Origin of the sequence: Aquabacterium sp. (assembly GCF_021768455.1) — a bacterium.
Lineage (GTDB): Bacteria > Pseudomonadota > Gammaproteobacteria > Burkholderiales > Burkholderiaceae_C > Aquabacterium.
In genome coordinates this window covers 1-24,893 of sequence record NZ_JAIZVX010000051.1, presented here as the reverse complement: position 1 = coordinate 24,893, position 24,893 = coordinate 1, and the positions used below count along the sequence as shown (strand labels likewise).

21 protein-coding genes are annotated in these 24,893 nt (G+C 66.9%); 15 read left to right on the top strand and 6 right to left on the bottom strand.

The features are described 5' to 3' along the window. Window positions 1-539 precede the first annotated feature (539 nt). The 5 genes from QZ994_RS08805 to QZ994_RS08785 all read left to right on the top strand — a co-directional run bounded on the left by QZ994_RS08805 (window position 540) and on the right by QZ994_RS08785 (window position 5,984). Window positions 540-1,694: an ABC transporter substrate-binding protein gene (locus QZ994_RS08805; RefSeq protein WP_290871037.1), complete on the top strand. Its 1,155-nt coding sequence runs from the start codon at window positions 540-542 to the stop codon at window positions 1,692-1,694. Between the two features lie 7 nt (window positions 1,695-1,701). Then, window positions 1,702-2,745, top strand: coding sequence for a branched-chain amino acid ABC transporter permease (locus tag QZ994_RS08800; protein WP_290871035.1), 1,044 nt, complete (start codon window positions 1,702-1,704; stop codon window positions 2,743-2,745). Then, complete coding sequence (locus tag QZ994_RS08795) at window positions 2,742-4,592, top strand: branched-chain amino acid ABC transporter ATP-binding protein/permease (protein ID WP_290871033.1); 1,851 nt, start codon at window positions 2,742-2,744, stop codon at window positions 4,590-4,592. Before QZ994_RS08800 ends, QZ994_RS08795 begins: the two co-directional genes overlap by 4 nt. Further along, a complete protein-coding gene (locus tag QZ994_RS08790) occupies window positions 4,589-5,389 on the top strand; it encodes an ABC transporter ATP-binding protein (RefSeq protein ID WP_290871031.1) in 801 nt (266 codons plus the stop codon). The genes QZ994_RS08795 and QZ994_RS08790 overlap by 4 nt, the downstream gene beginning before the upstream one ends. A gap of 91 nt (window positions 5,390-5,480) precedes the next feature. Then, the gene (locus QZ994_RS08785; protein WP_290871029.1) at window positions 5,481-5,984 is read left to right on the top strand and encodes a MarR family transcriptional regulator; all 504 of its coding nucleotides are present in this window, start codon (window positions 5,481-5,483) and stop codon (window positions 5,982-5,984) included. A gap of 91 nt (window positions 5,985-6,075) precedes the next feature. On the opposite strand, the gene QZ994_RS08780 is transcribed toward QZ994_RS08785, so the two are convergent. From QZ994_RS08780 to QZ994_RS08770, 3 genes are read right to left on the bottom strand one after another with little or no spacing between them, the layout of a single operon-like run. Next, complete coding sequence (locus QZ994_RS08780; RefSeq protein ID WP_290871027.1) at window positions 6,076-7,068, bottom strand: LacI family DNA-binding transcriptional regulator; 993 nt, start codon at window positions 7,066-7,068, stop codon at window positions 6,076-6,078. Between the two features lie 23 nt (window positions 7,069-7,091). Beyond that, window positions 7,092-8,126: a Gfo/Idh/MocA family oxidoreductase gene (locus tag QZ994_RS08775; RefSeq protein WP_290871025.1), complete on the bottom strand. Its 1,035-nt coding sequence runs from the start codon at window positions 8,124-8,126 to the stop codon at window positions 7,092-7,094. 42 nt (window positions 8,127-8,168) lie between these two features. Beyond that, window positions 8,169-8,972 (bottom strand): TIM barrel protein, encoded by an 804-nt coding sequence (locus tag QZ994_RS08770; RefSeq protein WP_290871023.1) that lies wholly within the window; start codon window positions 8,970-8,972, stop codon window positions 8,169-8,171. 300 nt (window positions 8,973-9,272) lie between these two features. Between QZ994_RS08770 and QZ994_RS08765 the strand changes: the two genes are divergently transcribed. From QZ994_RS08765 to QZ994_RS08755, 3 genes are all read left to right on the top strand, one after another. After that, window positions 9,273-10,193, top strand: a complete 921-nt coding sequence (locus tag QZ994_RS08765; RefSeq protein WP_290871021.1) for a sugar ABC transporter substrate-binding protein — start codon at window positions 9,273-9,275, stop codon at window positions 10,191-10,193. Between the two features lie 67 nt (window positions 10,194-10,260). Then, a complete protein-coding gene (locus QZ994_RS08760; protein ID WP_290871019.1) occupies window positions 10,261-11,280 on the top strand; it encodes a LacI family DNA-binding transcriptional regulator in 1,020 nt (339 codons plus the stop codon). A gap of 220 nt (window positions 11,281-11,500) precedes the next feature. Then, window positions 11,501-12,568: a sterol desaturase family protein gene (locus tag QZ994_RS08755; RefSeq protein ID WP_290871017.1), complete on the top strand. Its 1,068-nt coding sequence runs from the start codon at window positions 11,501-11,503 to the stop codon at window positions 12,566-12,568. An 81-nt stretch (window positions 12,569-12,649) separates the two neighbouring features. Here the strand turns inward: QZ994_RS08755 and QZ994_RS08750 are convergent, their stop codons facing one another. Beyond that, window positions 12,650-13,714: a porin gene (locus QZ994_RS08750; protein ID WP_290871015.1), complete on the bottom strand. Its 1,065-nt coding sequence runs from the start codon at window positions 13,712-13,714 to the stop codon at window positions 12,650-12,652. Window positions 13,715-14,309: 595 nt separating this feature from the next. On the opposite strand from QZ994_RS08750, the gene QZ994_RS08745 reads away from it, so the two are divergent. The 6 genes from QZ994_RS08745 to QZ994_RS08720 are packed head-to-tail and all read left to right on the top strand — an operon-like array spanning window position 14,310 to window position 20,415. Next, complete coding sequence (locus QZ994_RS08745) at window positions 14,310-15,722, top strand: amino acid permease (RefSeq protein WP_290871013.1); 1,413 nt, start codon at window positions 14,310-14,312, stop codon at window positions 15,720-15,722. A 34-nt stretch (window positions 15,723-15,756) separates the two neighbouring features. Continuing rightward, complete coding sequence (locus tag QZ994_RS08740; RefSeq protein WP_290871011.1) at window positions 15,757-17,325, top strand: M20/M25/M40 family metallo-hydrolase; 1,569 nt, start codon at window positions 15,757-15,759, stop codon at window positions 17,323-17,325. A gap of 10 nt (window positions 17,326-17,335) precedes the next feature. Next, window positions 17,336-17,818, top strand: coding sequence for an Lrp/AsnC family transcriptional regulator (locus tag QZ994_RS08735; protein WP_290871008.1), 483 nt, complete (start codon window positions 17,336-17,338; stop codon window positions 17,816-17,818). Continuing rightward, window positions 17,815-18,459 (top strand): YitT family protein, encoded by a 645-nt coding sequence (locus QZ994_RS08730; RefSeq protein ID WP_290871006.1) that lies wholly within the window; start codon window positions 17,815-17,817, stop codon window positions 18,457-18,459. Before QZ994_RS08735 ends, QZ994_RS08730 begins: the two co-directional genes overlap by 4 nt. A gap of 35 nt (window positions 18,460-18,494) precedes the next feature. Next, on the top strand, window positions 18,495-19,691 hold the full coding sequence (locus QZ994_RS08725) for an amino acid aminotransferase (RefSeq protein ID WP_290871004.1): 1,197 nt from the start codon (window positions 18,495-18,497) through the stop codon (window positions 19,689-19,691). A 43-nt stretch (window positions 19,692-19,734) separates the two neighbouring features. Next, on the top strand, window positions 19,735-20,415 hold the full coding sequence (locus QZ994_RS08720; protein WP_290871002.1) for an HAD family hydrolase: 681 nt from the start codon (window positions 19,735-19,737) through the stop codon (window positions 20,413-20,415). Here the strand turns inward: QZ994_RS08720 and yccS are convergent. Beyond that, window positions 20,390-22,567, bottom strand: a complete 2,178-nt coding sequence (gene yccS, locus QZ994_RS08715; RefSeq protein ID WP_290871000.1) for a YccS family putative transporter — start codon at window positions 22,565-22,567, stop codon at window positions 20,390-20,392. The two genes, QZ994_RS08720 and yccS, sit on opposite strands and share 26 nt — an antisense overlap. 108 nt (window positions 22,568-22,675) lie before the next feature. On the opposite strand from yccS, the gene QZ994_RS08710 reads away from it, so the two are divergent. Then, complete coding sequence (locus tag QZ994_RS08710) at window positions 22,676-23,389, top strand: YebC/PmpR family DNA-binding transcriptional regulator (protein WP_290870998.1); 714 nt, start codon at window positions 22,676-22,678, stop codon at window positions 23,387-23,389. Here QZ994_RS08710 and QZ994_RS08705 read toward each other — a convergent pair. Next, window positions 23,390-24,893 (bottom strand): hypothetical protein (locus QZ994_RS08705; RefSeq protein ID WP_290870996.1); only part of this gene is annotated, 1,504 nt, incomplete at its 5' end.

Genomic DNA, 24,893 nt, shown 5'->3' with positions numbered 1-24,893 from the left:
CATGGCATTTGTCATGGGGAGGGCTCCGGATAGGGGTCGAATCAGCCCTGCCGTGGATGCGTCGGTGCCGTGTGCCGCCGTCAGGCCACGGGCGCCTGGCGAGCAGGCCGGGCCGTGGGCGAACAGGGAGTGCGAGGGGCGACCGAGGGAAGTCGTCTGGCGAGGGGATGTGTGAAAACGATAGTGATTAAAGCGTGAAAAGTCAAGCAAAAAGACCCATCTGAAAGACCGAGTAAAAGTGGTGCAGAAACGCAGATGTGCGCTTGTTTATGGGGCGTTTACGCCCCGAAATGGGGTCTTGGTGGCCGATGATCTTTGCTTGAAAAGGCGTGCGATATGGGTGTTTGCCCGGTGTGCCTGGGGCGATGCTGCTGACACAATAAAACTTGAAAAGTGGCATGAAAGATGCTGAAGAAGGCCTGTGTCCTCGACAGCCTGTCTCTCCACCGATCTGCGATGACTGCCCCTCGGTGCCAGGTCGCCCCACTGGCCGCACCATCCCCCCATCCCTGATGCGCTCGCCGCGCATGGAGTCCCTGATGTCCCTCCATCGTTTTGCCCGTCCTGCCCTGAACGCCTGTCTGCTGGCGGCCCTGCCGCTGCTGGCCCACGCCGAGATCAAGGTGGGTGTCATTTCTTCGTCGACCGGCCCCATTGCCCTGGTCGGCCAGCCACAGAAGAAGACCGTGCCCCTGCTGCCCACCAAGGTGGCGGGTGAAACCATCACCTACATCTCGCTTGACGACGCCAGCGACCCGACCGCATCGGTCACCGCGGTGAAGAAGCTGATCAATGAAGACCGCGTCGATGCCATCATTGGCCCCAGCGGTTCGCCCAATGCGATGGGTGTGATCCAGTTCGTGGCCGAAGCCGGTGTGCCCATGTTTGCCCCGGTGGGCACGGCCGCCGTGGTGCTGCCCATGACCGAGCAGAAGAAATGGGTCTTCAAGACCACGCAGAACGACGACCTCATCGCCCGCGCCCTGGTCGACCACATGGCTGCCACCAAGGTCAAGACCGTGGGCTTCATCGGCACGGCCGACGCCTACGGCGACAACTGGAACAAGGTCTTCTCCGAGCTGGCCAAGGAAAAGGGCATCAAGGTGGTGGCCGCCGAGCGCTTTCAGCGCCAGGACACCTCGGTCACGGCGCAGGCCCTCAAGGTCATGGGGGCCGGCCCCGATGTGGTGCTGATCGCCGCGCCGGGCAGCTCGTCGGTGCTGCCGCACACCACCCTGTTCGACACCGGCTTCAAGGGCAAGATCTACCAGACCCACGGCGCCGCGCTGCAGGACTTCCTGCGCCTGGGCGGCAAGAAGGTCGAGGGCACCATCTTGGCCGCCAGCGCCATGCTCGTGCTCGACCAGGTGCCCGCCAGCCACCCCACTCGCCAGCTGGCGCTGGACTACGTGAACGCCTACGAAAAGCTCAACGGCAGCAAGCCGGCCACCTTCGGGGCCAACGTGTACGACGCCGGTCTGCTGCTGCAGGCCGCCATCCCTGCGGCCCTCAAGGGGGGCAAGCCCGGCACACCGGCCTTCCGCAGCGCCCTGCGCGACGCCATCGAGAAGACCAAGGAGCTCAAGGCCACCCAGGGTGTCTACAACATGAGCCCGACCGACCACAGCGGCTTCGACGAGCGCGGCCGCGAGCTGATCACCGTCAAGAACGGCCAGTGGACCTTGCTGAAGTGAGCCAGCCATGAACCTCCAGATCGCACTCCTGCTGGGGCAGGATGGGGTCACCAACGGGGCGATCTACGCCCTGCTGGCCCTATCCATCGTCCTGGTCTTCACCGTCACCCGCGTGCTGCTGGTGCCGCAAGGTGAGTTCGTCACCTTCGGTGCCATGTGCATGGGGGCCCTGCAGGCCGGGCAGCCGGTGCGGCTGGCCTGGTTGGTTCTGGGCTTGTCCCTGGCCGTGGTCGTGCAGCGCCTGTGGTGGGCCCGCTCGGGTGGTGCCGCCGCCCGTCGGTTCACCTGGCTTGACCTGATGCCACCGGTGTACGCCGTGGCGCTCTTCCTGATCGGCCGCTTCTGGCCCGCGCAGGACTGGCCCATGGCCGCCCAGGTGCTCTACACCCTGGCCCTCATCGTGCCGCTGGGCCCCTGGCTCTACGACCTGTTTTTCCGCCCGATCGCCGGTGCCCATGGCCTGGTGCTGCTCATCGTTTCCATCGCCCTGCACGCCGTGCTGGTGGGTGTGGCGCTGCTGATGTTCGGTGCCGAAGGTGCCCACACGCTGCCCTTCAGTGAAGAGGGCCTGGAGCTCGGCCTGCTGCGTCTCAATGCCCAGACCCTGTGGGTGCTGGTGGTCACGCTGGCCTTGATCGTGGCCCTGGCGTTGTTCTTCGAGCGCACGCTGCAAGGCAAGGCCCTGCGCGCCACCGCCGTGAGCCGCCTGGGTGCCGAGCTGATGGGCATCTCGCCCTCGATGGCAGGGCGCCTGTGCTTTGGCCTGGCCGCTTTCATCGGCGGGCTCTCGGGCATCCTGATCGCGCCGCTGACCACGCTGTATTACGACTCTGGCTTCCTCATCAGCCTCAAGGGCTTCGTGGGCGCCGTGATCGGTGGCCTGGTGAGCTTCCCCGTGGGCGCCATCGGGGCCTTGTCGGTCGGCATGGTCGAGGCCTATTCCACCTTCTGGGCGAGCTCCTACAAGGAGGTCATCGTCTTCACCCTGATCCTGCCCGTGCTGCTCTGGCGATCCCTGAACAGCCGTCACCATGAGGAGGACCGCGCATGAGCGCCATCCTGTCGATCGATGCCAGCAAACCGGCCGAGCGCCGTCTGGCCTGGCTGGGGCGCCGCGCCGGTCCCCTGTTGCTGCTGGCCTTGCTGCTCAGCGTGCCCTGGTTGCCGACCTTCTCGGTCAACCTGCTCAACAACATCGGCCTGGCGGCCCTGGCCACCCTGGGCCTGATCCTGCTGACCGGTGTATCGGGCATGACCAGCTTCGGGCAGGCCGCCTTCATCGGCCTGGGCGCCTACACCTGCGCCTGGCTGACCGTGGGCACCGATGTGCCCGCGGCGCTGTCCTTTCTGGCGGGCTCACCCTGGCTGGCCCTGCCCGTGGGCCTGCTGGTCACCGCCGTCGTGGCCCTGGTGCTGGGTGGCGTGACGCTGCGGCTCTCGGGCCATTACCTGCCCCTGGGCACCATCTGCTGGGCGCTGGCGCTGTACTACCTGTTCGGCACGCTGGAGTCGCTGGGGTCGCACTCGGGCCTCACGGGCCTGCCTTCCCTGCAGATTGGCCCCTGGCTGCTGGACACCCCCGTCCGCATGGCCTGGCCGATCTGGCTGAGCCTGGGCCTGGCCTTGCTGCTCTGCCGCTTCCTGCTGGATTCGCGCAGTGGCCGGGCCTTGCGTGCGCTCAACGGTGGCCAGCTCATGGCGGAGTCCATGGGGGTGCCGGTGTTCCGCACCAAGATGGCCGCCTTCGTGCTCTCGGCCTTGCTGGCGGCGCTCTCCGGCTGGCTCTATGCCTGCAACCAGCGTTTCGTCAGCCCTGCGCCGTTCAGCGTGACCGCCGGCATCGATGTGATGTTCATGGCCCTGATGGGGGGCGTGGGCCACCTCTGGGGGGCCGTCGCCGGTGCGGTCATCGTGACCCTGGGCCGTGACGTGTTGCAGGACTGGCTGCCCAGCCTGTTGGGGCAGGGCGGCAATTACGAGTCCATCGTCTTCGGTCTCATCATCATCGGCCTGATGCACAAGGCCCCGCAAGGCCTGTGGGGCGCGGTCCACCGCCGCTGGTTCCATGCGGCCAAGGGGGCGCCGGCGCCAATCGCCGATGGCATCGAGGCTTTGCCGCGTCGGGCCTTGCCCGCGCGTGGTGAGCCGGTGCTGGAAGTCAAGGGCGTGACCCGCCGTTTCGGCGGCCTGGTGGCCAACCGCGACATCGACCTCACCCTGCACGCTGGCGAGATCCTGGCCGTCATCGGCCCCAATGGCGCGGGCAAGAGCACGCTGTTCAACCAGCTCTCCTGTGTCGACCGGCCCACCTCGGGCGAGATCCGCTTCCTGGGGCAGTCGATCAAGGGCTGGGCCTCGCGCCGAGTGGCCCAGGCTGGCCTGTCGCGCACCTTCCAGCACGTCAAGCTCCTGCCCACCATGACGGTGCTGGACAACGTGGTGCTGGGTGCCCACCTCCGTGGCCATGCCGGTCTGCTGCGCAGCGCCCTGCGTCTGGACCGCGCCGAAGAAGCTCGCCTCATCGTCGAAGCCCAGCGCCAGCTGGCCCGCGTGGGCCTGGCCCACCTGGCCAACGTCGAGGCCGGCAACCTGGCCCTGGGCCAGCAGCGCCTGGTCGAGATCGCCCGTGCCCTGTGTGCCGACCCGGCCGTGCTGCTGCTCGACGAGCCCGCTGCCGGTCTGCGCCTGCGCGAAAAGCAGGCCCTGGCCGAGCTGCTGGGCCGCTTGCGCGAAGAAGGCCTGGCCGTGCTGCTGGTCGAGCACGACATGGACTTTGTGATGAACCTGGTCGACCGCGTGGTCGTGATGGTGTTTGGCGAGAAGATCACCGAAGGCCTGCCTGCCGATGTGCAGGCCCACCCCAAGGTGCTCGAAGCCTATCTGGGAGCCGAAGCATGAACGCACACACCCTTGTGGGCCCGGCCGAGGCCGGAGCCGTGACCGACACCGCGCAGGACCTGCTCAGCGTCGAGAACCTCTCGGTGGCCTACGGCAAGATCGAGGCCGTGCGCGGGCTCAATTTGCGCGTGCGCCCCGGCGAGATCGTCACCGTGATCGGACCCAACGGCGCGGGCAAGAGCACGCTGCTGGGGGCGCTGATGGGCGTGCTGCCCACCACCTCGGGGCAGATCCGCGTCGATGGCCGTCTGCAAGGCCAGGCCCAGGTCGATCAGCGCGTGGCACAGGGCGTGGCGCTGGTGCCGGAGTCGCGGGCGCTGTTTGCCTCGATGTCGGTGGAAGACAACCTGCGCCTGGGCGGCTACCGCCTGCGTGGCGAGTCGGCTGCGCAGCACAAGGTCATGCTGGACGAGGTCTTCTCGCTCTTTCCCCGCCTGAAGGAGCGCCGCAAGCAGGAGGCCGCCACGCTCTCGGGCGGCGAGCGCCAGATGCTGGCCCTGGGCCGCGCCCTCATGGGGCGCCCGCGCCTGCTCATGCTCGACGAGCCCAGCCTGGGCCTGGCCCCACTCGTGGTGCGCGACATCTTCGCCATCATCGTGCAGCTGCGTGCCAAGGGGGTCTCCATCTTGCTGGTCGAGCAGAACGCGCGCGCCGCGCTGCGTGTGGCCGACCAGGCCTATGTGCTGGAGCTGGGGCGCGTCGTGATGTCGGGCCCCGCGGCACAGCTGGCCGACGACCCCCGCATCGTGCAGGCCTACCTGGGTCTGCACGGCAGCCACCAGGACAAGCTGGCCTGAGCGTGATCCCCGTGTGCGCCCAGGGGCTGCGCACACGGGGTAATATCCTCCCAAGCCCTTCGCTTGCCCCTGTTCAGACTGCGCTTCTGCCGTGACCCAGTTCAACCCTGCCAGCCCCGATTTCGTCAAGGAAGACTTTCCTTTTTACTGGTTGGCCCGGGTCTATGGGGTCTACACCCTCGAGATGGAACGCGCCCTCAAGGCCGTGGACATGGACATCCCGACCTGGCGCACGCTGTTCATCCTCAACGAGAACGGCAGCAGCTCCATGTCCGAGATCTCCCTGCATGCCATCACCAAGCTCTCGACGGTCACCAAGATCGTCTACCGCATGAAGGCGGAGGGGCTGGTCGACACCATGACCTCCCCGCAGGACGCGCGCGTCACCCTGGTCACCATCACCGACCTGGGCCGTGACGCCATCGCCCGCAGCAAGCTGGCCATCCACCACATCTTTGCGCGCAGCTTCGAGGGCATGACCCCGCTCCAGATCCGCAAGCTCAACGAGTCCCTGCACCTCATCCTCGACAACCTTTCGCCGCGTCATGCCGAGCTGGCTGCGGGCAAGTCGGCGAGCGCCGGCTCCGACGATTGAAGCGGCCATCGGGACAAAAAAAGGCCTCACTGGCCTGCGCCAGTGAGGCAAAACCACCGACCTGGGTCGGATTCAAGGGGTGCGGCAGTCCTCAGCTGGAGCTGCGCACACGCAACTGGCCCACCAGTTTGTTGGCGCGGGCGGGTTCTTCCTCGAGCAGCATCTCGACCAGCCGGCGCGCCATGGCATCGATGGGTTGCTCATAGGTGGTCAGACCGAAGGAAGCCAGGGCTGCCATGTCCATGCCGTCAAAGCCGACCACCGCGATGTCCTTGGGGACCTTGAGGCGGAACTCGTGGCGGATCACGTCCATGGCCCCCATGGCCAGCACGTCGTTTTCACAGACCAGCACGTCGAAGCTGCCTTGCTTGAAGCGCGTGCGCAAGCTGGCACGCAGCGCCTCTGCAGCCAGCCTGGCGTCGTAGCTGCCGACTTCGATCTCGGGGATCTCCTTCACCCCGTGTTTGGCCCAGCTTTGGCGGAAGTACTTTTGTCGCCCCAGTGCGGTGGACAGGGTTTTGGGGCCCGACATGAAGGCCGGCTTCTGGTACCCCTGCGCCACCAGGTGGGTCACGATGTCGTGCATGGCAGTCTTTGCATCGCAGCTGACGTAGGGAATGCCGTCGACCGTGCTCTCACGTGCCAGCACGAACATCGGCGGGCTGCCGGGCTTGCGTGAGGCCTCCAGCGTGCTGTTGCGAAAGGCTGTGCCCAGCAGCACGATGGCATCCACCTGGCGCTGGTCAGCATGCAGCACGGCGTCGGCATGGTCGGTCTGGTCGTCGATGGGCACCAGCAGCGCCGACAGTCCTTCTGCGGACAGGGCTTTGGTCAGGGCCTCGATGGCGCGCAGCTTGTAGGGGTTTGCGAAGTCGTCCACCAGGACGGCGACAAGGTTCGTCGTCTTGGTGGCCAGGCTGCGCGCCAGCAGGTTGGGCCGGTAACCCAGTTCATCTGCCGCAGCCAGAACGTCGGCGCGCGCCTTGTCAGAGATCGACGAGCCCGGCACGAAAGCGCGGGCAACGGTCCATTTGGACACGCCGGCCTTCAGGGCGACGTCGGTTCGGGTGACTTTGCGTGACATGGTGCGGCAGCAGAAGAGGGGGGTTACAGCGCGGCGATGCGCTCCACCGCCACGGGTGCATTGTGCTTGACCGACTCGATGGCGGCGAGTGCCACGGCCAGCGCGGCGCGTGCATCGCGACCCGTGGGGGCCGAGAACGGACGGATGCCCAGGCAGGCGTCCGTGAAGTGCTGGAATTGCGCCGTGTAGGCGTCGGCAAACTCCTGCGTGTCGAGTCGCCAGGTGTCTGCAGAAATGCCTTGTGCGCCAAAGAGCTTGAGGTTGGACTTTTGCACGTCGCCCATGGTCACCATGCCCTTGTTGCCAAACACCTCACCGCGGATGTCGTAGCCATACAGGGCATTGAAATTGGCCTCCGCCACGGCCAGGGCACCGTTGTCGAAGCGGATGGTGACGACGGCGGTGTCGAGGTGGCCAGAGGCGCGGGCATCCGGACGCACCAGCGCATCGGCCTGAGCAAAGACCTCGACAGGGCGGGCGCCAGGGTTCAGCCACAACAAGGTGTCGAAGTCGTGGATCAGGGTCTCGTAGAAGATGGTCCATTGGGGCACCTTGGCCGGGTCGCCGCCCCAGGGGCCCGGGTCGCGCGTGAGCGAACGCATCAGTTGCACCTCGCCAATCTGGCCTTTGTCCACGGCGTCTCGGCCCGCTGCAAAGGCGCGGTCCCAACGGCGGTTGAAGCCCACCTGCAGGTGCACGCCACTGTCTTTCACGGCCTGGATCACCCTTTCGGCCTCGGCGATGCTCAAGGCCATGGGCTTCTCACAAAACACATGCTTGCCTGCACGCGCGGCCGATTCGGCCAGTGGCGTGTGAAAGCGGGCGGGCGAGGCGATCACGACGGCATCGATGCCCGGATCTGCCCAGACTTCTGCCGGGTCGGTGATGATCCGATCACATTCCAGATGGTCTGCCAGGCGCGCCGCAGCGCCGGGCGCCGGGTCGGCCACGGCCACCAGTTCGGCGTTGTGCAGTCGGCGGTCGATGATCTCGGCGTGCGAGCTGCCAATTCGGCCGGCGCCAATCAGGGCGATCTGGAGTTTTTTCTTTGAGCTCATGGTGTGGTCCTTGAGAGAAGGGGGGGCCTGATCCACGCTGGATCAGAGGGTGAAAGCAGAGCGGAAGCGTTGCAGGGCCAACTCGTCGTCTGTGGCGGCCCAGCCTTCGAGGCCGATGACGCCTTGCCAGCCCGCGGCGTCGAGGGCACGGGCAATGGCCGGGTAGTGGATCTCGCCGGTGCCTGGCTCGCAACGGCCCGGCACATCGGCCACCTGGATCTCCGCAATCCAGGGCAGGCAACGTTGGGTCAGCTCGACCAGGTTGCCTTCGCCTATTTGGGCGTGATAGAGGTCGAGGTTCAGCCCCAGGTGCGCAGGGCGGTTGATGGACGAGACCAGGGCCAGTGTGTCTTCGGCCCGGCCGAAGGGCGTGCCAGGGTGGTCTACCGGCTGGTTGAGGTTCTCCAGCATGAAGGTCACGCCATGCTGCTCTGCCAGGTCGGCCAGGCGGCTGAGGGTGTCACGCGCCTTGAGCCACATCGTGCCGGTGACGACTTCGCAGGGCGTCACCGGCAGGCCCTTGTCGCCCAGTCCGGTGCCATGCAGATTCAAGCGAGGGATGCCCAGGTCTTTGGCCACGGGGATGGATTGGGCTGCCGTTTTCAGCAATTCGTCAGCACCGGCGTCGTCGGCCAGGCGGCCGGTGACGTAACCCGTCATCGAGGAGAAGGTGGCCCCTGTACGGGCCAGGGCCGAGATGTCGTGCTTTGTCCAGTCCCAGATTTCGACCTGGAAGCCCAGCTCGTGCAGACGGCGCACGCGCTCCACCGGAGGCAGGGAAAGGAAGACCATTTCGGAGGAAACGGCCAGGGTGAAAGGGCTGCGCCCTGCTGTGCTGGTGCTCATGAGAACGTCCTGTTTGATGGTGTCTGGCGGTGTGGCGCATGAATTTGCACCCGAGTGCAGTTGCACCCGGGTGCAATTTAGGCGCTGATGCAAGAGGGCGGAACTAGGGTTTACGCGCAGTGTCTTGCGCGAGCTTGAAAATTGATAACAGAAACGGGTTTCTCCCCATGTTCTAAAAAGGAATCAGGTTTCTACACTGCGATCGCCGAGCAGCCAGTCGTTGTTTCACTTCGATGGCATCGGGCTTTTGCCGTCATGCACACTGCACGTCGGACCCATCTACCCTCTGAGGAGACAAGCATGAAGAAGTGGATTTCTGCCGCCCTGGTCGCGGTCATGTTGCCAAGCGCCGCCATCGCTCAAACCAAGATCGGCGTGGCCATGGCCCAGTTCGATGACAACTTTCTGACCATCCTGCGCAATGGCATGCAGAAGCGTGGGCAGGAACTCAAAGGGGTCTCACTGCAGTTCGAGGACGCCCGTGGCGACGTGGGACGGCAACTGGGGCAGGTCGAGTCCTTTGTGGCTCAAAAGGTGAGCGCCATCATCGTGAGCCCGGCAGACACGGCCGCGACCAAGCGCATGAGCGATGCCGCGCGCAAGGCCGGTATCCCGCTGGTCTACGTGAACCGCCTGCCCGAAGAAAAGCTGGGGCAGGGCGTGGGCTTTGTGGGCTCTGACAACAAGGTTGCCGGGCAGATCCAGGGTGAGGCCCTGGCCAAGCGCCTCAATGGCAAAGGCAATGTGGTGATCATGCTGGGCCAGCTGTCGACCGATGCCGCCGAGGCTCGCACCGCGGGGGCGAAGGAGGTCTTCAAGAAGTACCCCGGCATCAAGGTGGTGGAAGAGCAGACGGCCAATTGGCAGCGCACCCAGGGCATCGACCTGATGAGCAAGTGGATCAGTGCCGGGGTCAAAATTGACGCCGTGGCTGCCAACAACGATGAGATGGCCATCGGTGCCTTGATTGCGTTGCGTCAGGCCAAGATCAGTCCTGCCAAGGTGCTGGTGGCGGGGGTGGACGCCACGCCCGACGCCCTGACCGAGATGGCCAAGGGCGACCTCGCCGTCACGGTGTTCCAGAATGCCCGCGCGCAGGCTTCGGGCGCCGTCGACCTCGTGCTGCGCATGGCCAAGGGGGACAAGTCGGCGCCCACCCATGTCATGGTCCCCTTCGAGCTGGTGACAAAGGAAAACATGGCAGGCTTTGCCTCGAACTGAGGCGCCAAAATCGCGAACAATGGGCGGTCGGGCTGCATGGATGTGGCCCCGAATCGACCCATTGCCCATGGCCACAGAACCCGCTCGCAAAAAGAAGATCACCGCCACAGACGTGGCGGTCCACCTTGGCGTCTCCAAATGGACGGTGTCCAGGGCTTTCACCGATGGCGCCTCGATCGCACCCGAGGTGCGAGCGCGCGTGCGCGAGGTGGCGGCCGAACTGGGCTATGCCCCCAACCTGCTGGCCCGCAGCCTCTCGACCCGGCGCACGAAACTGGTCGCCCTGGTGGTTGACGAGCTCGACAACCCCAACATGTTGAGCCTCTTGAACGAAGCCACACGGCAACTGCAGGCGCGGGGCTACAGCGCCTTGCTGCTCAACCAGAGCGGCGAGCATGAGCCTGGTGCGGCCCTGCGTCTGGCCGACCAGTTCCAGGTCGACGGCATCATGTTCATGGGCACCACGCTCGACCACCAGCTCATCGAGCTGGCGCAAAAAATCAAGCACATCCCGCTGGTGGTGATGTCGCGCCACAGCGCGCAGCAAGACATCCCATGTGTGACCACGGATGGACATGCCGCTGGCGCCGAGATCGCCGATCTGTTTCTGGCGCAGGGCTATCGCCGCATCGGCTACATGTCCGGGCCCGATTCGGAGCGAACCGAGTTGCGACGTCAGGACGGTTTCCGCGAGCGCCTGGCGTCGCAAGGCGTGCCCATGGCCTGTACGCTGTCCGCGCCACACTACAGTCGCCTGGACGGCCTTCAGGCCCTGCTGACGCATCTGCAGTCCACGCCGCGTGCAGCGCGCCTGGAGGCCCTGTTCTGCGAAAGCGACATCCTGGCGATTGGTGCCATGGACGCGTTGGCCCAGTCAGGTCAGACAGGGCGCATGGCCATCGTGGGCTTCGACGACATCGAGATGGCGGCGGCACCGCCGTATGAGCTGACCACCTTCCGGCAGCCGCTCTCGCATCTGGTGACCGAGGCCATCCTGAGGCTGGTGGAGCCGGACTCGGTGGCGACCCCTTCTCTGTGGGCGCCAGGCACCCTCGTGCTCCGAAACTCGCACCGAAGAACAGGCTGAGTCAGCGGCGATTGGCTGCGGCTTCCTTCCTTGCGCGCCGGTTTGCATCCGGGTGCAAGATGGGTGGCTGTTGAGTAGATTATGTGACGGCTTTCAGTGCTTGAATGCCATTTACTTGCGGGTAATCACCTAGATAAATCCCTGAATGTTTCTCTAAAGTGCAATGCAACCGGGTGCAAAAGCATCTGAAATCACCCAACATTTGCACAGGAGGGCCCACATGGCCATGGATGACACGCTCTCAGGGGTTCGCAACAAACGAGGCGACTGGGCCCCGCACCGGCGCAACGAGATTGCGCCTTTCTGGGCCTGGCCCCCTCGACTCACCCAGGTTCTGAAATGGATTCCTGGCTACCTCTTTCCCTGGAATGCCTTCCACATGGCCACGGCCCTGCTTTGGTGGTACGCCGTGGTGCCCGAGGTCGCCACCATGAAGACCTTGTCCTGGTCCTGGTGCGGCGGGATGCTGCTGGTCAACTGGTTTGCTTACGTGGTGTTCTATGGCCTCTTCGAGTGGCGTTATTGCCTTCGAAAGGTGCAAGGGCGCCTGTTCAAGTACCACCACAAGTTCCCGTCAGAGCAGGCATCTGATGTGTTCTGGTTTCGCAGCCAGAACATCGACAACTTCCTGCGAAGCGTGCTGATCTCGGTGCCTTTGTGGACGGTGGTGCAGGTGGCCTTCTTGTGGGCCTTCGCGAATGGGCTGGCGCCCTGGCTGGCATGGGCGGATCACCCGCTCTATCTCGCTGCCCTGGTGTTGATGGCGCCTGCCATCCACGAGGTGCATTTCTATGTGATCCACCGTGCCCTGCACACCGATTGGCTCTACAAGAAGATCCATTCGGTGCACCACAACTCGGTGAACCCCAGCCCCTGGTCTTCTCTGAGCATGCATCCTGTGGAGGCCTTCCTGTACCACGCTGTGGCACTGTGGCATCTGGTGATCCCCTCCAACCCGATCGTCGCCATGTACCAGTTGCACATGGCCAGTTTTGGTGCGATCAATGGGCACCTGGGCTTTGACAGGCTGGCGCTGGGGGCTGACCGAGGCCTGGCCGCCCACGCTTACGCCCACTACCTGCATCACAAATACTTCGAGGTCAATTTCGGGGGGGATGGCCTCGTGCCTCTCGACCACTGGTTGGGCACCTGGCATGACGGCAGCAAGGACGGGGACCGGCTGATGCAGGCCCGTCACGAGCGCAAACTTGAGCGAATGAACGCCCGACAGAGCGCGCGCCGCGAGGTGCCCAAAGGCAGCACGTCGCCCTCCCGCGACGGCGCTTGAGTGAGCGCACAGTGAGCGGGCCGTCCGGGTCCGTCATGTAGCCGATGCCGCTGACAGGGGACGCAGCAGGCCCCCTGTGGATCAGAACTTGTGGCGGATGCCCACACGCAAGCCGGTCTGCCCGCTGTTGCTGGAGACGCTGCCGAGCGCGGCCACCACCAGGGCGCCATACTGGCGGTCACGGCCCGCGGCGACGGTCGCGTAGACATCGGTGCGCTTGGAGAGCAGGTAATCCAGCGTCAGCGTAAGCTGCTCTGCGCCCGAGAGGTTGCGGCGCTTCTGGGCCTGCAGGCCCGAGCCCAGCACCCATTGCGGCGTCAGGTTGTAGTTCATGCCCAGCTCGTAGGTGGTGGCGCGGCCTTTGGTGCCGGCCGAGTAGCCCACTTGCGAGGCCATGCTGAAGATGCGCACATCGGGTGTGGCCTGGTACCAGGCACCCAGAGCGTATTCGGCGATGTCGCCTTGCGTGGTGCTCGCGTTGCGTTGCTGGTAGGTGGCGACCGAGGTGGAGAAGTTGCTGCCTGCGTAGGTCAGGGCGCCGCTGAAGGTGCTGCCCGTCACGATGGAGTCGGTCTGTTCGCCCAGCGAGTAGGTGGCCGTGGCCGAGAAGCCTGCGAGTTTGGGCGAGCGGTAGCGAACCGAGTTGTTCAGGGCGGAGCCGTAGACGCGGTTCACCAGGGTGGCGCCACCGGCCGAGTACATCGGCAGCGACCAGGCCATCGAGCCTGCGGGCGTGTTGGCACCGATGGCGTAGGCCGGGAAGACCTCGCCCATCACGTCGAACATGCGGCCCAGGGAGATCTCACCGAAGCCGCCAGCCAGACCGACCGAGGCCTGACGTCCCCAGGCCAGGCCACCTTGGCCGAGCGCGCCGGTGTCGACGTTCAGGCCCTGTTCCAGCACGAAGTTGGCGCGCATGCCGTCGCCCAGGTCTTCGCTGCCCTTGAAGCCCAGGCGGCTGCCTTGGGCCACGCCGGTGTCCATGGTGGTGGAGCTTTTGCCCTGATAGGAGGCGCGGTCGTTGGTCCAGGTCATGCCCACGTCAAGCAGGCCATAGACGGTCACGGTGGATTGCGCCTGGGCGCCGCTGGCGCAGACCAGGGCGGCCAGGGCCACGGGCAACAGAGAGGAGTGGGGGAGTTTCATGGAGGGAAAAAAGCAAAGAAGGATGGGCGCCGGATCGCGGCGGCGGAGGGGGCTGTGCCTGCCCGAGGTGGGTTCAGGTGGCCTGATTTGCGTCAGCAAAAAAGATGCCAATTCATGTATTTGTGTGGCGGCAGCTCAAGCCAGCCTAACGTTCTCTTGACCTCTTTTCCCTGGGGGATGCCTGACTTGACCGCGATGGAAAGCGGTGTTTGCTGGGGGCGGGTGGTTCGGGATGGGCGATGCATGCAACCATGACACGCTGTCTGTAAGCGTGAAAATGCACGTAAATAGTGCAGAGGCAGGGCGCCATGCCTCGGTTTGGGCCGCCGGGAGCCCGATGGCGCTTCGGCGCAAGCCCAGGTGGCGCTTTTTCAGCGGACTTGTGTGCGCAAATGGTGCGAATTGGAGTTATTGGTGCATGAATGACGCAAAATAAAGCCTGTGAATGCGATGTTCGCGCTTTGTTTCGGGGGATTGGTCGTCTTTTTGCCGATGTTGTTTTTGCAAGTGATTGATTTGCAATGACTTTTCTGATCTGTTGTCGGCATGGTCCCGTATTTGCTCATGGGGCAGGGTCACATCCCCCTCCTCCACCATGAACGCCGCACCTTCTTCACCCGATCTCAAGCGTGGCCTGCGCAACCGCCACATCCAGCTCATCGCGCTGGGTGGGGCCATTGGCACTGGCCTTTTCCTGGGCGTGGCCCAGACCATCCAGCTCGCTGGTCCTGCCGTGTTGCTGGGCTATGCCCTGGCCGGTCTCATCGCCTTTTTCATCATGCGTCAGCTCGGCGAGATGGTCGTCGAGGAGCCAGTGGCGGGCTCATTCAGCCACTTTGCCAACCGCTACTGGGGCCCCTTTGCCGGCTTTGCTTCGGGCTGGAATTACTGGGTGCTCTATGTGCTGGTCAGCATGGCCGAGCTCACCGCCGTGGGCATCTATGTCCAGTACTGGTTCCCCGGTGTGCCCACCTGGGTCTCGGCGCTGCTGTGCTTTGTGCTGATCAACGGCATCAACCTGCTGCACGTCAAGCTGTTTGGCGAGCTGGAGTTCTGGTTCTCCATCGTCAAGGTGCTGGCCATCGTCGGCATGATCGGGTTCGGTGGCTACCTGCTGGCCGCCGACCAGGCCGGGCCGCAGGCCGCGGTCAGCAACCTCTGGGCGCTGGGCGGCTTTTTCCCGCATGGCATCGGGGGGCTGGTCATGGCCATGGCCGTGATCATGTTCTCCTTCGGTGGCCTGGAGCTGGTGGGCATCACCGCCGCCGAGGCCGATGAGCCCCAGCACAGCATCCCCAAGGCGACCAACCAGGTCATCTACCGCATCCTGATCTTCTACGTGGGCGCGCTGGCCGTGCTGCTCTCGCTCTTCCCCTGGAGCCAGGTGCAACAGGGTGGCAGCCCCTTTGTGATGATCTTCCAGGCGCTGGACAGCCAGGCCGTGGCCACGGTGCTCAACATCGTCGTGCTGACGGCGGCGCTCTCGGTCTACAACAGCTGCGTCTACTGCAACAGCCGCATGCTGCTGGGCCTGGCACAACAAGGCCATGCGCCCGCTGCCCTGGCCCGCGTCAACCGCCGAGGCATCCCGCTGCCCGCCCTGGCCGTCTCGGCCGTGGCCACCGGTGCCTGCGTGCTGCTCAACTACCTGATGCCGGGTGAAGCCTTCGGCCTGCTGATGGCCCTGGTTGTGGCCGCTCTGGTGCTCAACTGGGCCATGATCAGCCTGACCCACCTGAAGTTCCGCCAGGCGATGGCGAAGCGGGGCCGCACCACGCTGTACCCCAGCTGGGCCCACCCCTGGAGCAATGTGCTTTGCCTGGCCTTCATGGCCGGCATCTTGCTGGTGATGTGGCTGACGCCGGGCATGCGCCTGTCGGTGATCCTGCTGCCCCTGTGGCTGCTGTGCCTGGCCGCAGGTTATGCCCTGAAGCAGCGTGCAGAACGGCTGCGCGCCCAGGCCGCGTCGATCGAACCGAGCGCCGCGCCCGATGCCGTGCAAGCCTGATCACCCCATCATGACACCCCTCATGCCTTCCCTCATGCCTTCCTTCTCTCCCCGTTGCGTGCTGCGCCGGCTTTCCGGCGGCATCGCCCTGATGTTGGCCGGACTCGCCAGCGTGTCCAACCCGGCCTGGGCCCAGCATGTGCTGACGCCCGCTCAGGCCGAGCACTTTGCCAGGCTCAGCTTCCCGGCCTACCAGGCCTTCCTCTCGATGCCGGCCGACGCGGCCAGGCCGGACGACATCCAGCGCAACGCCGCCTGGTTGGAAGCGGCCTTTCAGGCCCGAGGCTTCCGCACCCAGGCCCTGCCCAACGAGGGCAAGCCTGTGGTGTTTGCCGAGCTGCCTGCGGGCAAGCCGGGCCGCAAGACGGTGCTGTTCTACATGCACTTTGATGCCCAGCCCGTGACGCCCTCGGAGTGGAAAACCGACCCCTGGACGCCCACCCTGCGCGCCCGCGATGCCACTGGCCAGTGGCAGACCCTGCCCTGGGGCACATTGAGCACCGGTCCGATCGACCCGGAGTGGCGCGTGTTCGCGCGCGCCGCTGCCGACGACAAGGGCCCCATCGTGATGTTCCTCGCCGCCATCGATGCGCTCAAGGCTGCGGGCCAGCTGCCCGAGGTGAACATCAAGCTCCTGCTCGACTCGGAGGAAGAAAAGGGCTCGCCCCGCCTGCACACCGTCATGGCCGCGCACCAGGTTCTGTTGCAAAGCGACGGCCTCATCGTCTACGACGGGGCCATGCCCGCCAACAACAAGCCGGGCGTGAGCTTTGGCAACCGCGGTTCCATTCAGCTGGACCTGACCGTGTTTGGGCCCCTGAGTGCGCAGCACAGCGGCCACCAGGGCAACGTGATCCCCAACCCCGCGTTGGGCCTGAGCCAGCTGCTGGCGAGCATGAAAGACGCGGAGGGCCGCGTCGTCATCCCCGGTTTCTACGACGGCGTCAGCATCAGCGAGGCCGACCGGCAGCTGATGGCCAAAACGGCCCCGCCCGCGGCGGCCCTGGCCAAGCGCCTGGGGCTGGCGCGGCTCACGCCCTTCGCGGCCAACCCGCTGGAAGCCGTGCAGTACCCCTCGCTCGACATCCTGGGCCTGAGCGCAGGCCAGGTGGGTGCCAAGGCGGCCAATGCCATCCCGGCCACGGCCACGGCCAGCCTGAACATCCGCACCGTGCCCGAGACGCCGCCAGCGCGCATGCTGGGCCTGGTGCGCCAGCACCTGGTGGCACAGGGGGTGCACCTGATCGAGGGCGAGACCCCCACGCCCGAAGAGCGCAGCCAGTTTCCCCAACTGGCCCGCCTCACCATGCTGGCCTACCCCAGCACCTCGACGGCCGCCCGCGTGGCCATGGACTCGCCCCTGGCCCGCTGGGTGCTGCAGGGCGTGAGGGCTCCCAGCCAGACCGAGCCCGAGAAGGTGCGCATGATCGGCTCGACCCTGCCCATGAGCGGTGCGGTCGATGTGCTGAAAATGGCCTATGTGGTGGTGCCCCTGGTCAATGCCGACAACAACCAGCACGGCGCCGACGAGAACATGCGCCTGGGCAACTACCTTGAAGGCGTGCGAACCATCGCCGCCATGCTGACCACCCCTTTGCCTTGAGGATCACTCCGTGAGCGACACCGACTTCGACATTGACCACCATGACCGCCAGATCCTGGACCTCTTGCGCGACGATGGCCGCCTGACCAGCCAGGAACTGGCCGACCTGGTGGGCCTGTCGTCGTCGCAATGCGCACGGCGTCGGGTGGCCCTGGAGCAGCGCGGGCTGATCCTGGGTTACCACGCCCAGCTCTCGCCCCAGGCCGATGGCACGCCCCTGCTCAGCCTGATCGAGGTGCGCCTGGTGCGTCAGGCCCATGACTCGGTCGAGTCCCTGTTGCGTTTCGTGCGCGACGAGCCCCTGGTGCGCGATGTCTTCAAGCTCACGGGCGACCACGACTACCTCATCAAGGCGGCCGTGGGCGACCTGGCCGCGCTCAACCGCCTGCTCAACAGCCTCTCGGCCCTGCCCGATTGCGTGGCCCATGTGCGGACCTCGGTGGTGCTGGAGCGCATCAAGGAAAGCGGCCGCATGCTGCCGACGCAGGCATGAGCCGCCGCCCCAGCCCCCGGCCGGCCATGGCGCCCGCCGAGCCCATGGTGCGCGCGCCGCACAGCCCTCTGGAAGACGCCGTGGCCCTGGTCATCGGCACCCTGGTCGTCTCCTTTGGTGTGCACCTGATCAAGCAGACCGGTGCGCTGACCGGGGGCACGGCCGGCCTGGCCTTCCTCATCCACTACGCCACCGGGGTGCGCTTCGGCCTGGCCTTTTTCCTCATCAACATCCCCTTCTACCTGCTGGCCTTGCGCTACATGGGGCGTGCCCTGGTGGTCAAGACCGTGCTGGCCGTGGGCCTGGTGTCGGTGTTCGCCGAGGTGCACCCGCTCTTCCTGCAGGTGGCGCACGTGAACCCGTTTTACGCCGCACTCTTTGGCAATGCGGTGATGGGCCTGGGCTTCCTGGTGCTGTTCCGCCACCGCGCCAGCCTGGGAGGCACGGGCATCCTGGCCCTGTTCGCGCAAGAGCGCTACGGCGTGCGTGCCGGCCATGTGCAGCTGGGTTTTGACCTGCTGATCCTGCTGGCGTCCTTTGCGGTGGTGTCGCCCCCGCTGCTGCTGGCCTCGGTGGGCGGTGCGGTGGTGCTCAACACCATCATCGCCATGAACCACCGCCCCGACCGTTACCTGGCCTGATCCCTGGCCCTTCTTTTTCGATTTCGGAGACCCTCATGTTCGACCACGTCCAGCCTTACGCCGGCGACCCCATCCTCTCGCTCATGGAGCGCTACAAGGCCGACCCTCGCCCCGAGAAGGTCAACCTCGGCATCGGCATCTACCAGGGCGAAGACGGCCGCGTGCCGCAACTGGCCTCGGTGCGGGCTGCCTTGCCCCGGGCCATGGCCAAGCGCGAGGCACCCAGCCTCTACCTGCCCATGGAAGGCGACGCGGGCTACCGTGCCGCCGTCGAGCGGCTGCTGTTTGGCCAGGACAGCCGGGTGCTCTCAGAGGGCCGCGTGGCCACCATCCAGACACTGGGTGGCTCGGGTGCGCTGAAGGTGGGCGCCGATTTCCTGCGGCGCCACTTCCCCGATTCGGCCGTGTGGGTGTCGGACCCGACCTGGGACAACCACATCTCGCTGTTTGAGGGCGCGGGCCTGACCGTGCACACCTACCCCTACTTCGACCGCGAGCGCCTGTGCGTGGACTTCGAGGCCATGAAGGCCCGGCTGGCCACCTTGCCCCGCCGCAGCATCGTGCTGCTGCACCCCTGCTGCCACAACCCCACCGGTGTCGACCTCACGCCCGCCCAGTGGGACGAGCTGCTCCCCGTGCTGCAGGCCGGTGGCCTGATCCCCTTCCTGGACATGGCCTACCTGGGTTTCGGCCAGGGCCTGCACGAAGACGCCCACCTGCTGCGCGTGCTCGACCAGGCGGGACTGCCTTACCTGCTGAGCAACTCGTTTTCCAAGACCTTCTCGCTGTATGGCGAGCGCGTGGGCAGCCTGTCCATCGTGTGCGAATCGGCCACGCAGGCCGAACACGTGCTGGGCCAGCTCAAGGCCACGGTGCGCCGCAACTACTCCAGCCCGCCGGCCCTGGGGGCCGACCTGGTCGGCATGGTGCTGAGCGACCCGGCCTTGCGCCAGGGCTGGATGCAGGAGCTGGACGTGATGCGCACCCGCCTGCAGCAGATGCGTGCGGCCCTGGTGGAGGTGCTGCAGGCCAAGGCACCGCAGACGGCCTGCGCCCACCTGCTGTCACAACAGGGCATGTTCAGCTACACCGGGCTTTCGCCCGAGCAGGTCGACCAGTTGCGCGAGCAGGAAGGCATCTACCTGGTGCGCAGCGGCCGCCTGTGTGTGGCGGGCCTCCACCACGGCAATGTGGGGCGTGTGGCGCAGGCGCTCTCGCGCGTGATGCGCTGAGTCCTGCGGCCTTGCCGCACCCGATGGCCTTAGCATCGGGCCCATGGACCTGCACACCGATCGCCCCACCTCCACCCACGCCGCCTTCCTGTTCGACATGGATGGCACCTTGCTGACCTCCCTGGCCGCGGCCGAGCGGGTGTGGTCGCGCTGGGCCAGTCGCCATGGACTGGACGTGCCGCGCTTCCTGCCCACCATCCACGGCATGCGGGCGCTCGACACCATCCGCCGCCAGAACCTGCCGGGCGTGGACCCGCAGGCCGAGGCCGACTGGATCACCCAGGCCGAGATCGAGGACGTGGCGGGCGTCGAGCCCATCGAGGGCGCGGCCGCCTTCCTGCAGTCCCTGCCGGCCGACCGCTGGGCGGTGGTGACCTCGGCCCCGCGGGCCTTGGCCCTGCGCCGCATCGAGGCGGCAGGGCTGCCTCTGCCGCCCTTGCTGGTCAGCGCGGAAGACGTGCAGCAGGGCAAGCCCGCGCCTGACCCCTACCTGCTGGGTGCCCGCCTGCTGGGTGTGCCCGTGTCCGAGTGCATGGTCTTTGAAGATGCGCCAGCAGGCATCCGGTCTGCAGAGGCCGCCGGGGCCCGCGTGACCGTGGTCACGGCCAGCCACACGCACCCGCTGCCCACGCCGCACCCGACCTTGTCCAGCTATGTGGGCTGGCAGGCCGGTGCGGCACCTGGCGGCGGGGTGTGGCTCAGCGGGCCTGACCTGAAGCGCTGAAGGCGCGCGCCTGCAGGCGCAGTTCGGGTTGCAGGCGCCAGGCCAGTTCCAGCTGATGACGCAGCAGGCGCTGCACGCGGGGCAGGGCTTCGGCCTGCTCCTTGGCCGGGGCGTCGCCGGGTTCGCTCAGGGCGCCCAGCAAGACGGTGCTGACCGTGCGCGGCGCATCCAGCGCCTGGGCCAGGTCACGCAATTGGGCTTGCAGGGCCTGGTTCATGCCCATCAGGGCCGCATCGACCGGGGCCGTGCCCTCTTCGCCGCGGTGCGCGCCCAGGGCCGAGATGTAGTTCAGCTGGGTGTGCGAGAGGATGAGGAAGCGCCCGCAGGACGCCTCGTTCAGGCGCACGCGCTCGGGCTCCTGCCGCATGGCCGCGTAGGCGTTGGCCAGGGCGGCATCGGCACGGTGGGCGTTGCGGCGGGCCAGGCGGTAGGCGAGGTTGTCCTGCTTGCCCGACTGGTACTGCTGCACGATCTCGCTCAGGTACTGAGCCTGTGCCCGCAGGCTTTGCGCGGCCAGCTGGTGCCAGTGCCGCGATTGCCAGTTGGGCAGCACGAGCAGGGCCGCGAAGCCCGCGATGGCGCTGCCGGTGACGGTGTCGAGCAGGCGGGTCAGGATCACGCCCTCGGCCATGCCCATCTGGTGGAAGGACAGCAGCATCAGCGTGGTGATGGCGCAGGTGGCCACCGGGTAGTGGGTGCGCCGCGTGCCCATGAACACCGAGCCCGCCGCGGCCAGCAGCACCGATTGCCAGACCTCGCCGGGGAACAGCCTGATCAGCGCCCAGCCCAGGGCCAGGCCCATGACGGTGCCGGCGATGCGCTGGCTCAGGCGCCGGAGCGTGGCCGCGTACTGAGGCTGGCTCACGAAGACGATGGTCAGCAGGATCCAGTAGCCGTGCGGGTCGTGGGTGGCCTGCATGATGGCAAAGCCGATGACCAGGGCCAGGCTCAGTCGCAGGGCGTGGCGGCAGAGCTGGGCGCGCAGGGTGAACTGGGCGCGCAGGCGCTTCCAGGCTTCGGCCACGCTGCGGGGGTGGCTGTCGACCATGCTGTGGTCGAAGGGGCCGGGCTGCGGCCGGGGCACCGAGGCGAACACGCCGGCCAGGGCGGTGAGGTTGTCGCGCAGGGCGTGCAGGGCGCGCAGGGGGCGGTCGCTGGGGCGGGTGGCGTCGAGCAGGTGCACGGCGGACTGCATGTCCTCGATGGCGCGCGAGGTGGCGCCCTGGTGTTGCAGCGGGGTTTTCTGCCCGATGGCCACCGAGAGCCGCAGGGCCTGGTCGCCTTGCAGGGCCAGCACGCGCTGGCAGCGGTAGAGGGCGTCGGAGTGGAAGAAGGCCTCGGTGAGCAGGCCGTACTGTTCGTGCGAGGAACTGGTGCGCTCGTGGATGTCCTGCGCGGCGAGGTACTGGTGCAGGGCCTCGCGCAGCCAGCCTGGTGGGTCGCCCTTGCCCACGCGGCTGAACAGGCTTTCCTTGGCGGCACTCAGGGCATCGACCACCAGGCCGTTGTGCAGGGCCAGGGCCATGCGGCGCTGTTCGCGGTCGGTGTCGCGAACGGGCTCCAGCATCTCGGCCTTGAGGTGCAGGTACTCGCCCAGCAGGGCATAGAGCTGAGAAAGGCGGTGGCGCACCGGCGGGCGGGACACCGCCGCGGCCCACCACACCGTCACCAGGCCATACCAGGCCGCGCCGCCCAGCATGTAGGGCGTGACGCTCTGGGCGTGGGCCCGGCTGGTCTGGGCCGAGAGGGCCTCGTAGATGAAGAGCACCAGGGTGCCGAAGGCCACGGCCCGGTAGCGTTCGCCCAGGGCGCCCAGCATGGTCAGCATGAAGGCGGTGAGGGCCAGCACGCTGACCAGCAGCAGGGGCCAGGGCAGGGTGGCCCAGACGGCCCAGGCAATGGCCGAGAAGGCGGCCATGGTCAGGCACTGGGCCCGCAGGCGGCCACGCCAGTTGTCGTCGGACTCGCTCAGGGCGCTGGCGATGACGCCCAGCAGCACGGGCATGAGCTGCCAGTCCCAATCGGCCCGCCAGCCGTAGGCCAGCACGCAGACCAGGGCCAGCAGGGCGCGCGCGCCGTGCATCACACCCTCGTGGTGGCTGGCGCGTTGCCAGCCTTGCTTCCAGTTTTCTTCCAGTTGTTCCAGGCGCACGTGCTTCAGGCCTTCTTGTGAGCGCCTGAGCATACCGCCAGCCGCCCGGGGCTGCCCGGGAAAGCACACCTAGAATCCCCGCTTCTTCCCCCACACCAAGGAGCGGCCATGGGCGCGCAATGGAAAGCCAAGCACAAGGACATCGCGGCCAATGCCAAAGGACGCCTGTTCGGCAAGCTGGCCAAGGACATCATGATCGCCGCGCGCCATGGTGCCGACCCCGCCGCCAACGCCCGCCTGCGCCTGGTGGTGGAGCAGGCCCGCAAGGTCTCGATGCCCAAGGACACGCTGGAGCGCGCCATCAAGAAGGGAGCGGGGCTGACCGGCGAGGCCGTGCACTTCGAGCACGTGATCTACGAAGGCTTTGCGCCGCACCGCGTCGCGGTGATGGTGGAGTGCCTGACCGACAACGTGAACCGCACGGCGCCGGAGATGCGGGTGCTGTTCCGCAAGGGGCAGTTGGGCACCTCGGGTTCGGTGTCCTGGGACTTTGACCACCTGGGCTTCATCGAAGCCGAGCCGGCCACGCCGGGCGCCGACCCGGAGATGGCCGCCATCGAGGCCGGTGCGCAGGACCTGGCCCCGGGCGACGAAGACGGCACCACGCTCTTCCTCACGGCCCCGGCCGACCTCGACCTGGTCAGCCGCGCCCTGCCGGAGCAGGGCTTCAAGGTGCTGTCGGCCAAGCTGGGCTACCAGCCCAAGAACCCCATCGACCCGGCCACGCTGAGCGCCGAGCAGCTGGAGGAGGTGGAAACCTTCCTGGCCGCGCTGGACGCCAACGAGGACGTGCAGACGGTGTACGCGGGGCTGGCGGGCTGATCAGCTCCCCGAGCCAGGCCCTGGTGCCAGGCCCAGGTCGAAGGCCAGACCGCTGCCCACCTCGCCGCGGCCCACGCGCTTGCGGCGCCCCACCCAGAGCACGGCCCGCCCGCTGGCGGTGCGGGCGTACTGGAAGCGCCGCTCCACCGTGAAGCCGGTGCGTGCCAGTTCTTCCTCCTGGATGCGAAGTCCGTCTTGGGCTACGGGCAGGCTGGGGTCCTGGCGCAGGATCAGGCCGCGCGGGTGGAAGGCGTAGATGGCGAGGTCGGAGTCGGGGTCAGTGCCCTGCAGGGCTTCGATGAAGCCACCGGGCTGTGCCGCGGCGGCGTCCAGCCTGTTCAGGAAGGCCTGGTACGCGGCGTCGCTGCCCAGGGCCTCGGCGTCGCGGCGGTAGAAGCGCTTCATGCCGCCGCGCTCGAGCTGGATGCCCAGGCCCAGGTCGCCGGCCTGGCGCACGGGCAGCAGGGGCAGCCAGTGGCTGGCCACGGGTGTCATGAGGCGGTAGAGCAGGCGGGCGTCGGTGCTGGCGAGGGCCGGTTGCTGGCGGATGCTGAAGCGTTGGTCTTCCAGGCTGCGGTCCAGGGACTCGCCGCTGCTGCCCTGCACGCGCTTTTCAATGGCCCAGGCCAGGTTGGCCATTTCGTCGCGGGCAAAGGCCACCTCTTCCAGCAGGCCGCCTTCCAGGGTGTCGGACAAGGGGGGCGGCACGCAGAGCCAGGCGCCATCGGCCTCGTGGGGGCCCCCTGCGGCACGCGGGTCCTGGCGGTGCAGGCCATGCAGGCGCCAGGCCACGCCTGGGTCGGCGGCGACGGGCCCGACGTTGGTGACGCGGCCAAAGGTGTCGGTCACGCTCAGGGCGGCCACGCGGTAGAGACCGCCGGCCTTCACGCGGGCGGGCACCATGAACCAGTCGTTGCCATGCACCAGGGCGTACTCGGCCACCATCATGCGGACCATGTCGAGGCCGCTGGCGTCGAGCCGGGCGAAGTTGACGGCGGCGTCTTCGAATTCCCAGAAGCGGCGCGCGGGCATGCCGGGGTACTGCACGGGGGTTGCCAGGGAGCGGCGGGGTTGGAGGTCGTCGAGTGAGGGCAGGTCGCCGGGCAGGAGCTGGTCGCTGCCGGGGCGCAGGTCGAAGTCGTGCCAGTCGATGCGGCCGTCGGTGTATGCGTCGGCGTCCAGGCGCCAGCGCTCGGATGGGCCCTTGCCTGCGGCGAGCTCGAAGGCGTACTCCTGGCGTTCGGGGCGCCAGGCCTGGTTGGGCTGTTCGAAGATGAAGTCGTCCATCCAGCGCAGCCATGCGGTCAGCACCGGCAGCGTGGCATCGGGGATGCCCTGGGCGGCGAGAACGGGTGGCAGTTGCATCAAGGTGCCGCTGGCGTCGCGCAAGGGTGCGGCCTCGCGCGCCAGCCGGGCTGCGTCGACGCCCCGGTCGGCCAGGAGCAGGTGCCACAGGGTGCCGGCCGGGTCGGAGAGCGGGTCGCTGGGCAGGGCCACGGTGGCG

Bases quoted from the DNA above. Each gene is read 5' to 3' on its own strand.
- QZ994_RS08775 (WP_290871025.1), bottom strand. From the start codon at position 8,126: ATGAGCTCAAAGAAAAAACTCCAGATCGCCCTGATTGGCGCCGGCCGA.
- QZ994_RS08790 (WP_290871031.1), top strand. From the start codon at position 4,589: ATGAACGCACACACCCTTGTGGGCCCGGCCGAGGCCGGAGCCGTGACC.
- QZ994_RS08780 (WP_290871027.1), bottom strand. From the start codon at position 7,068: ATGTCACGCAAAGTCACCCGAACCGACGTCGCCCTGAAGGCCGGCGTG.
- QZ994_RS08760 (WP_290871019.1), top strand. From the start codon at position 10,261: ATGGCCACAGAACCCGCTCGCAAAAAGAAGATCACCGCCACAGACGTG.
- QZ994_RS08800 (WP_290871035.1), top strand. From the start codon at position 1,702: ATGAACCTCCAGATCGCACTCCTGCTGGGGCAGGATGGGGTCACCAAC.
- QZ994_RS08710 (WP_290870998.1), top strand. From the start codon at position 22,676: ATGGGCGCGCAATGGAAAGCCAAGCACAAGGACATCGCGGCCAATGCC.
- QZ994_RS08745 (WP_290871013.1), top strand. From the start codon at position 14,310: ATGAACGCCGCACCTTCTTCACCCGATCTCAAGCGTGGCCTGCGCAAC.
- QZ994_RS08740 (WP_290871011.1), top strand. From the start codon at position 15,757: ATGCCTTCCTTCTCTCCCCGTTGCGTGCTGCGCCGGCTTTCCGGCGGC.
- QZ994_RS08725 (WP_290871004.1), top strand. From the start codon at position 18,495: ATGTTCGACCACGTCCAGCCTTACGCCGGCGACCCCATCCTCTCGCTC.
- QZ994_RS08730 (WP_290871006.1), top strand. From the start codon at position 17,815: ATGAGCCGCCGCCCCAGCCCCCGGCCGGCCATGGCGCCCGCCGAGCCC.
- QZ994_RS08750 (WP_290871015.1), bottom strand. From the start codon at position 13,714: ATGAAACTCCCCCACTCCTCTCTGTTGCCCGTGGCCCTGGCCGCCCTG.
- QZ994_RS08720 (WP_290871002.1), top strand. From the start codon at position 19,735: ATGGACCTGCACACCGATCGCCCCACCTCCACCCACGCCGCCTTCCTG.
- QZ994_RS08805 (WP_290871037.1), top strand. From the start codon at position 540: ATGTCCCTCCATCGTTTTGCCCGTCCTGCCCTGAACGCCTGTCTGCTG.
- QZ994_RS08765 (WP_290871021.1), top strand. From the start codon at position 9,273: ATGAAGAAGTGGATTTCTGCCGCCCTGGTCGCGGTCATGTTGCCAAGC.
- QZ994_RS08755 (WP_290871017.1), top strand. From the start codon at position 11,501: ATGGCCATGGATGACACGCTCTCAGGGGTTCGCAACAAACGAGGCGAC.
- QZ994_RS08770 (WP_290871023.1), bottom strand. From the start codon at position 8,972: ATGAGCACCAGCACAGCAGGGCGCAGCCCTTTCACCCTGGCCGTTTCC.
- QZ994_RS08795 (WP_290871033.1), top strand. From the start codon at position 2,742: ATGAGCGCCATCCTGTCGATCGATGCCAGCAAACCGGCCGAGCGCCGT.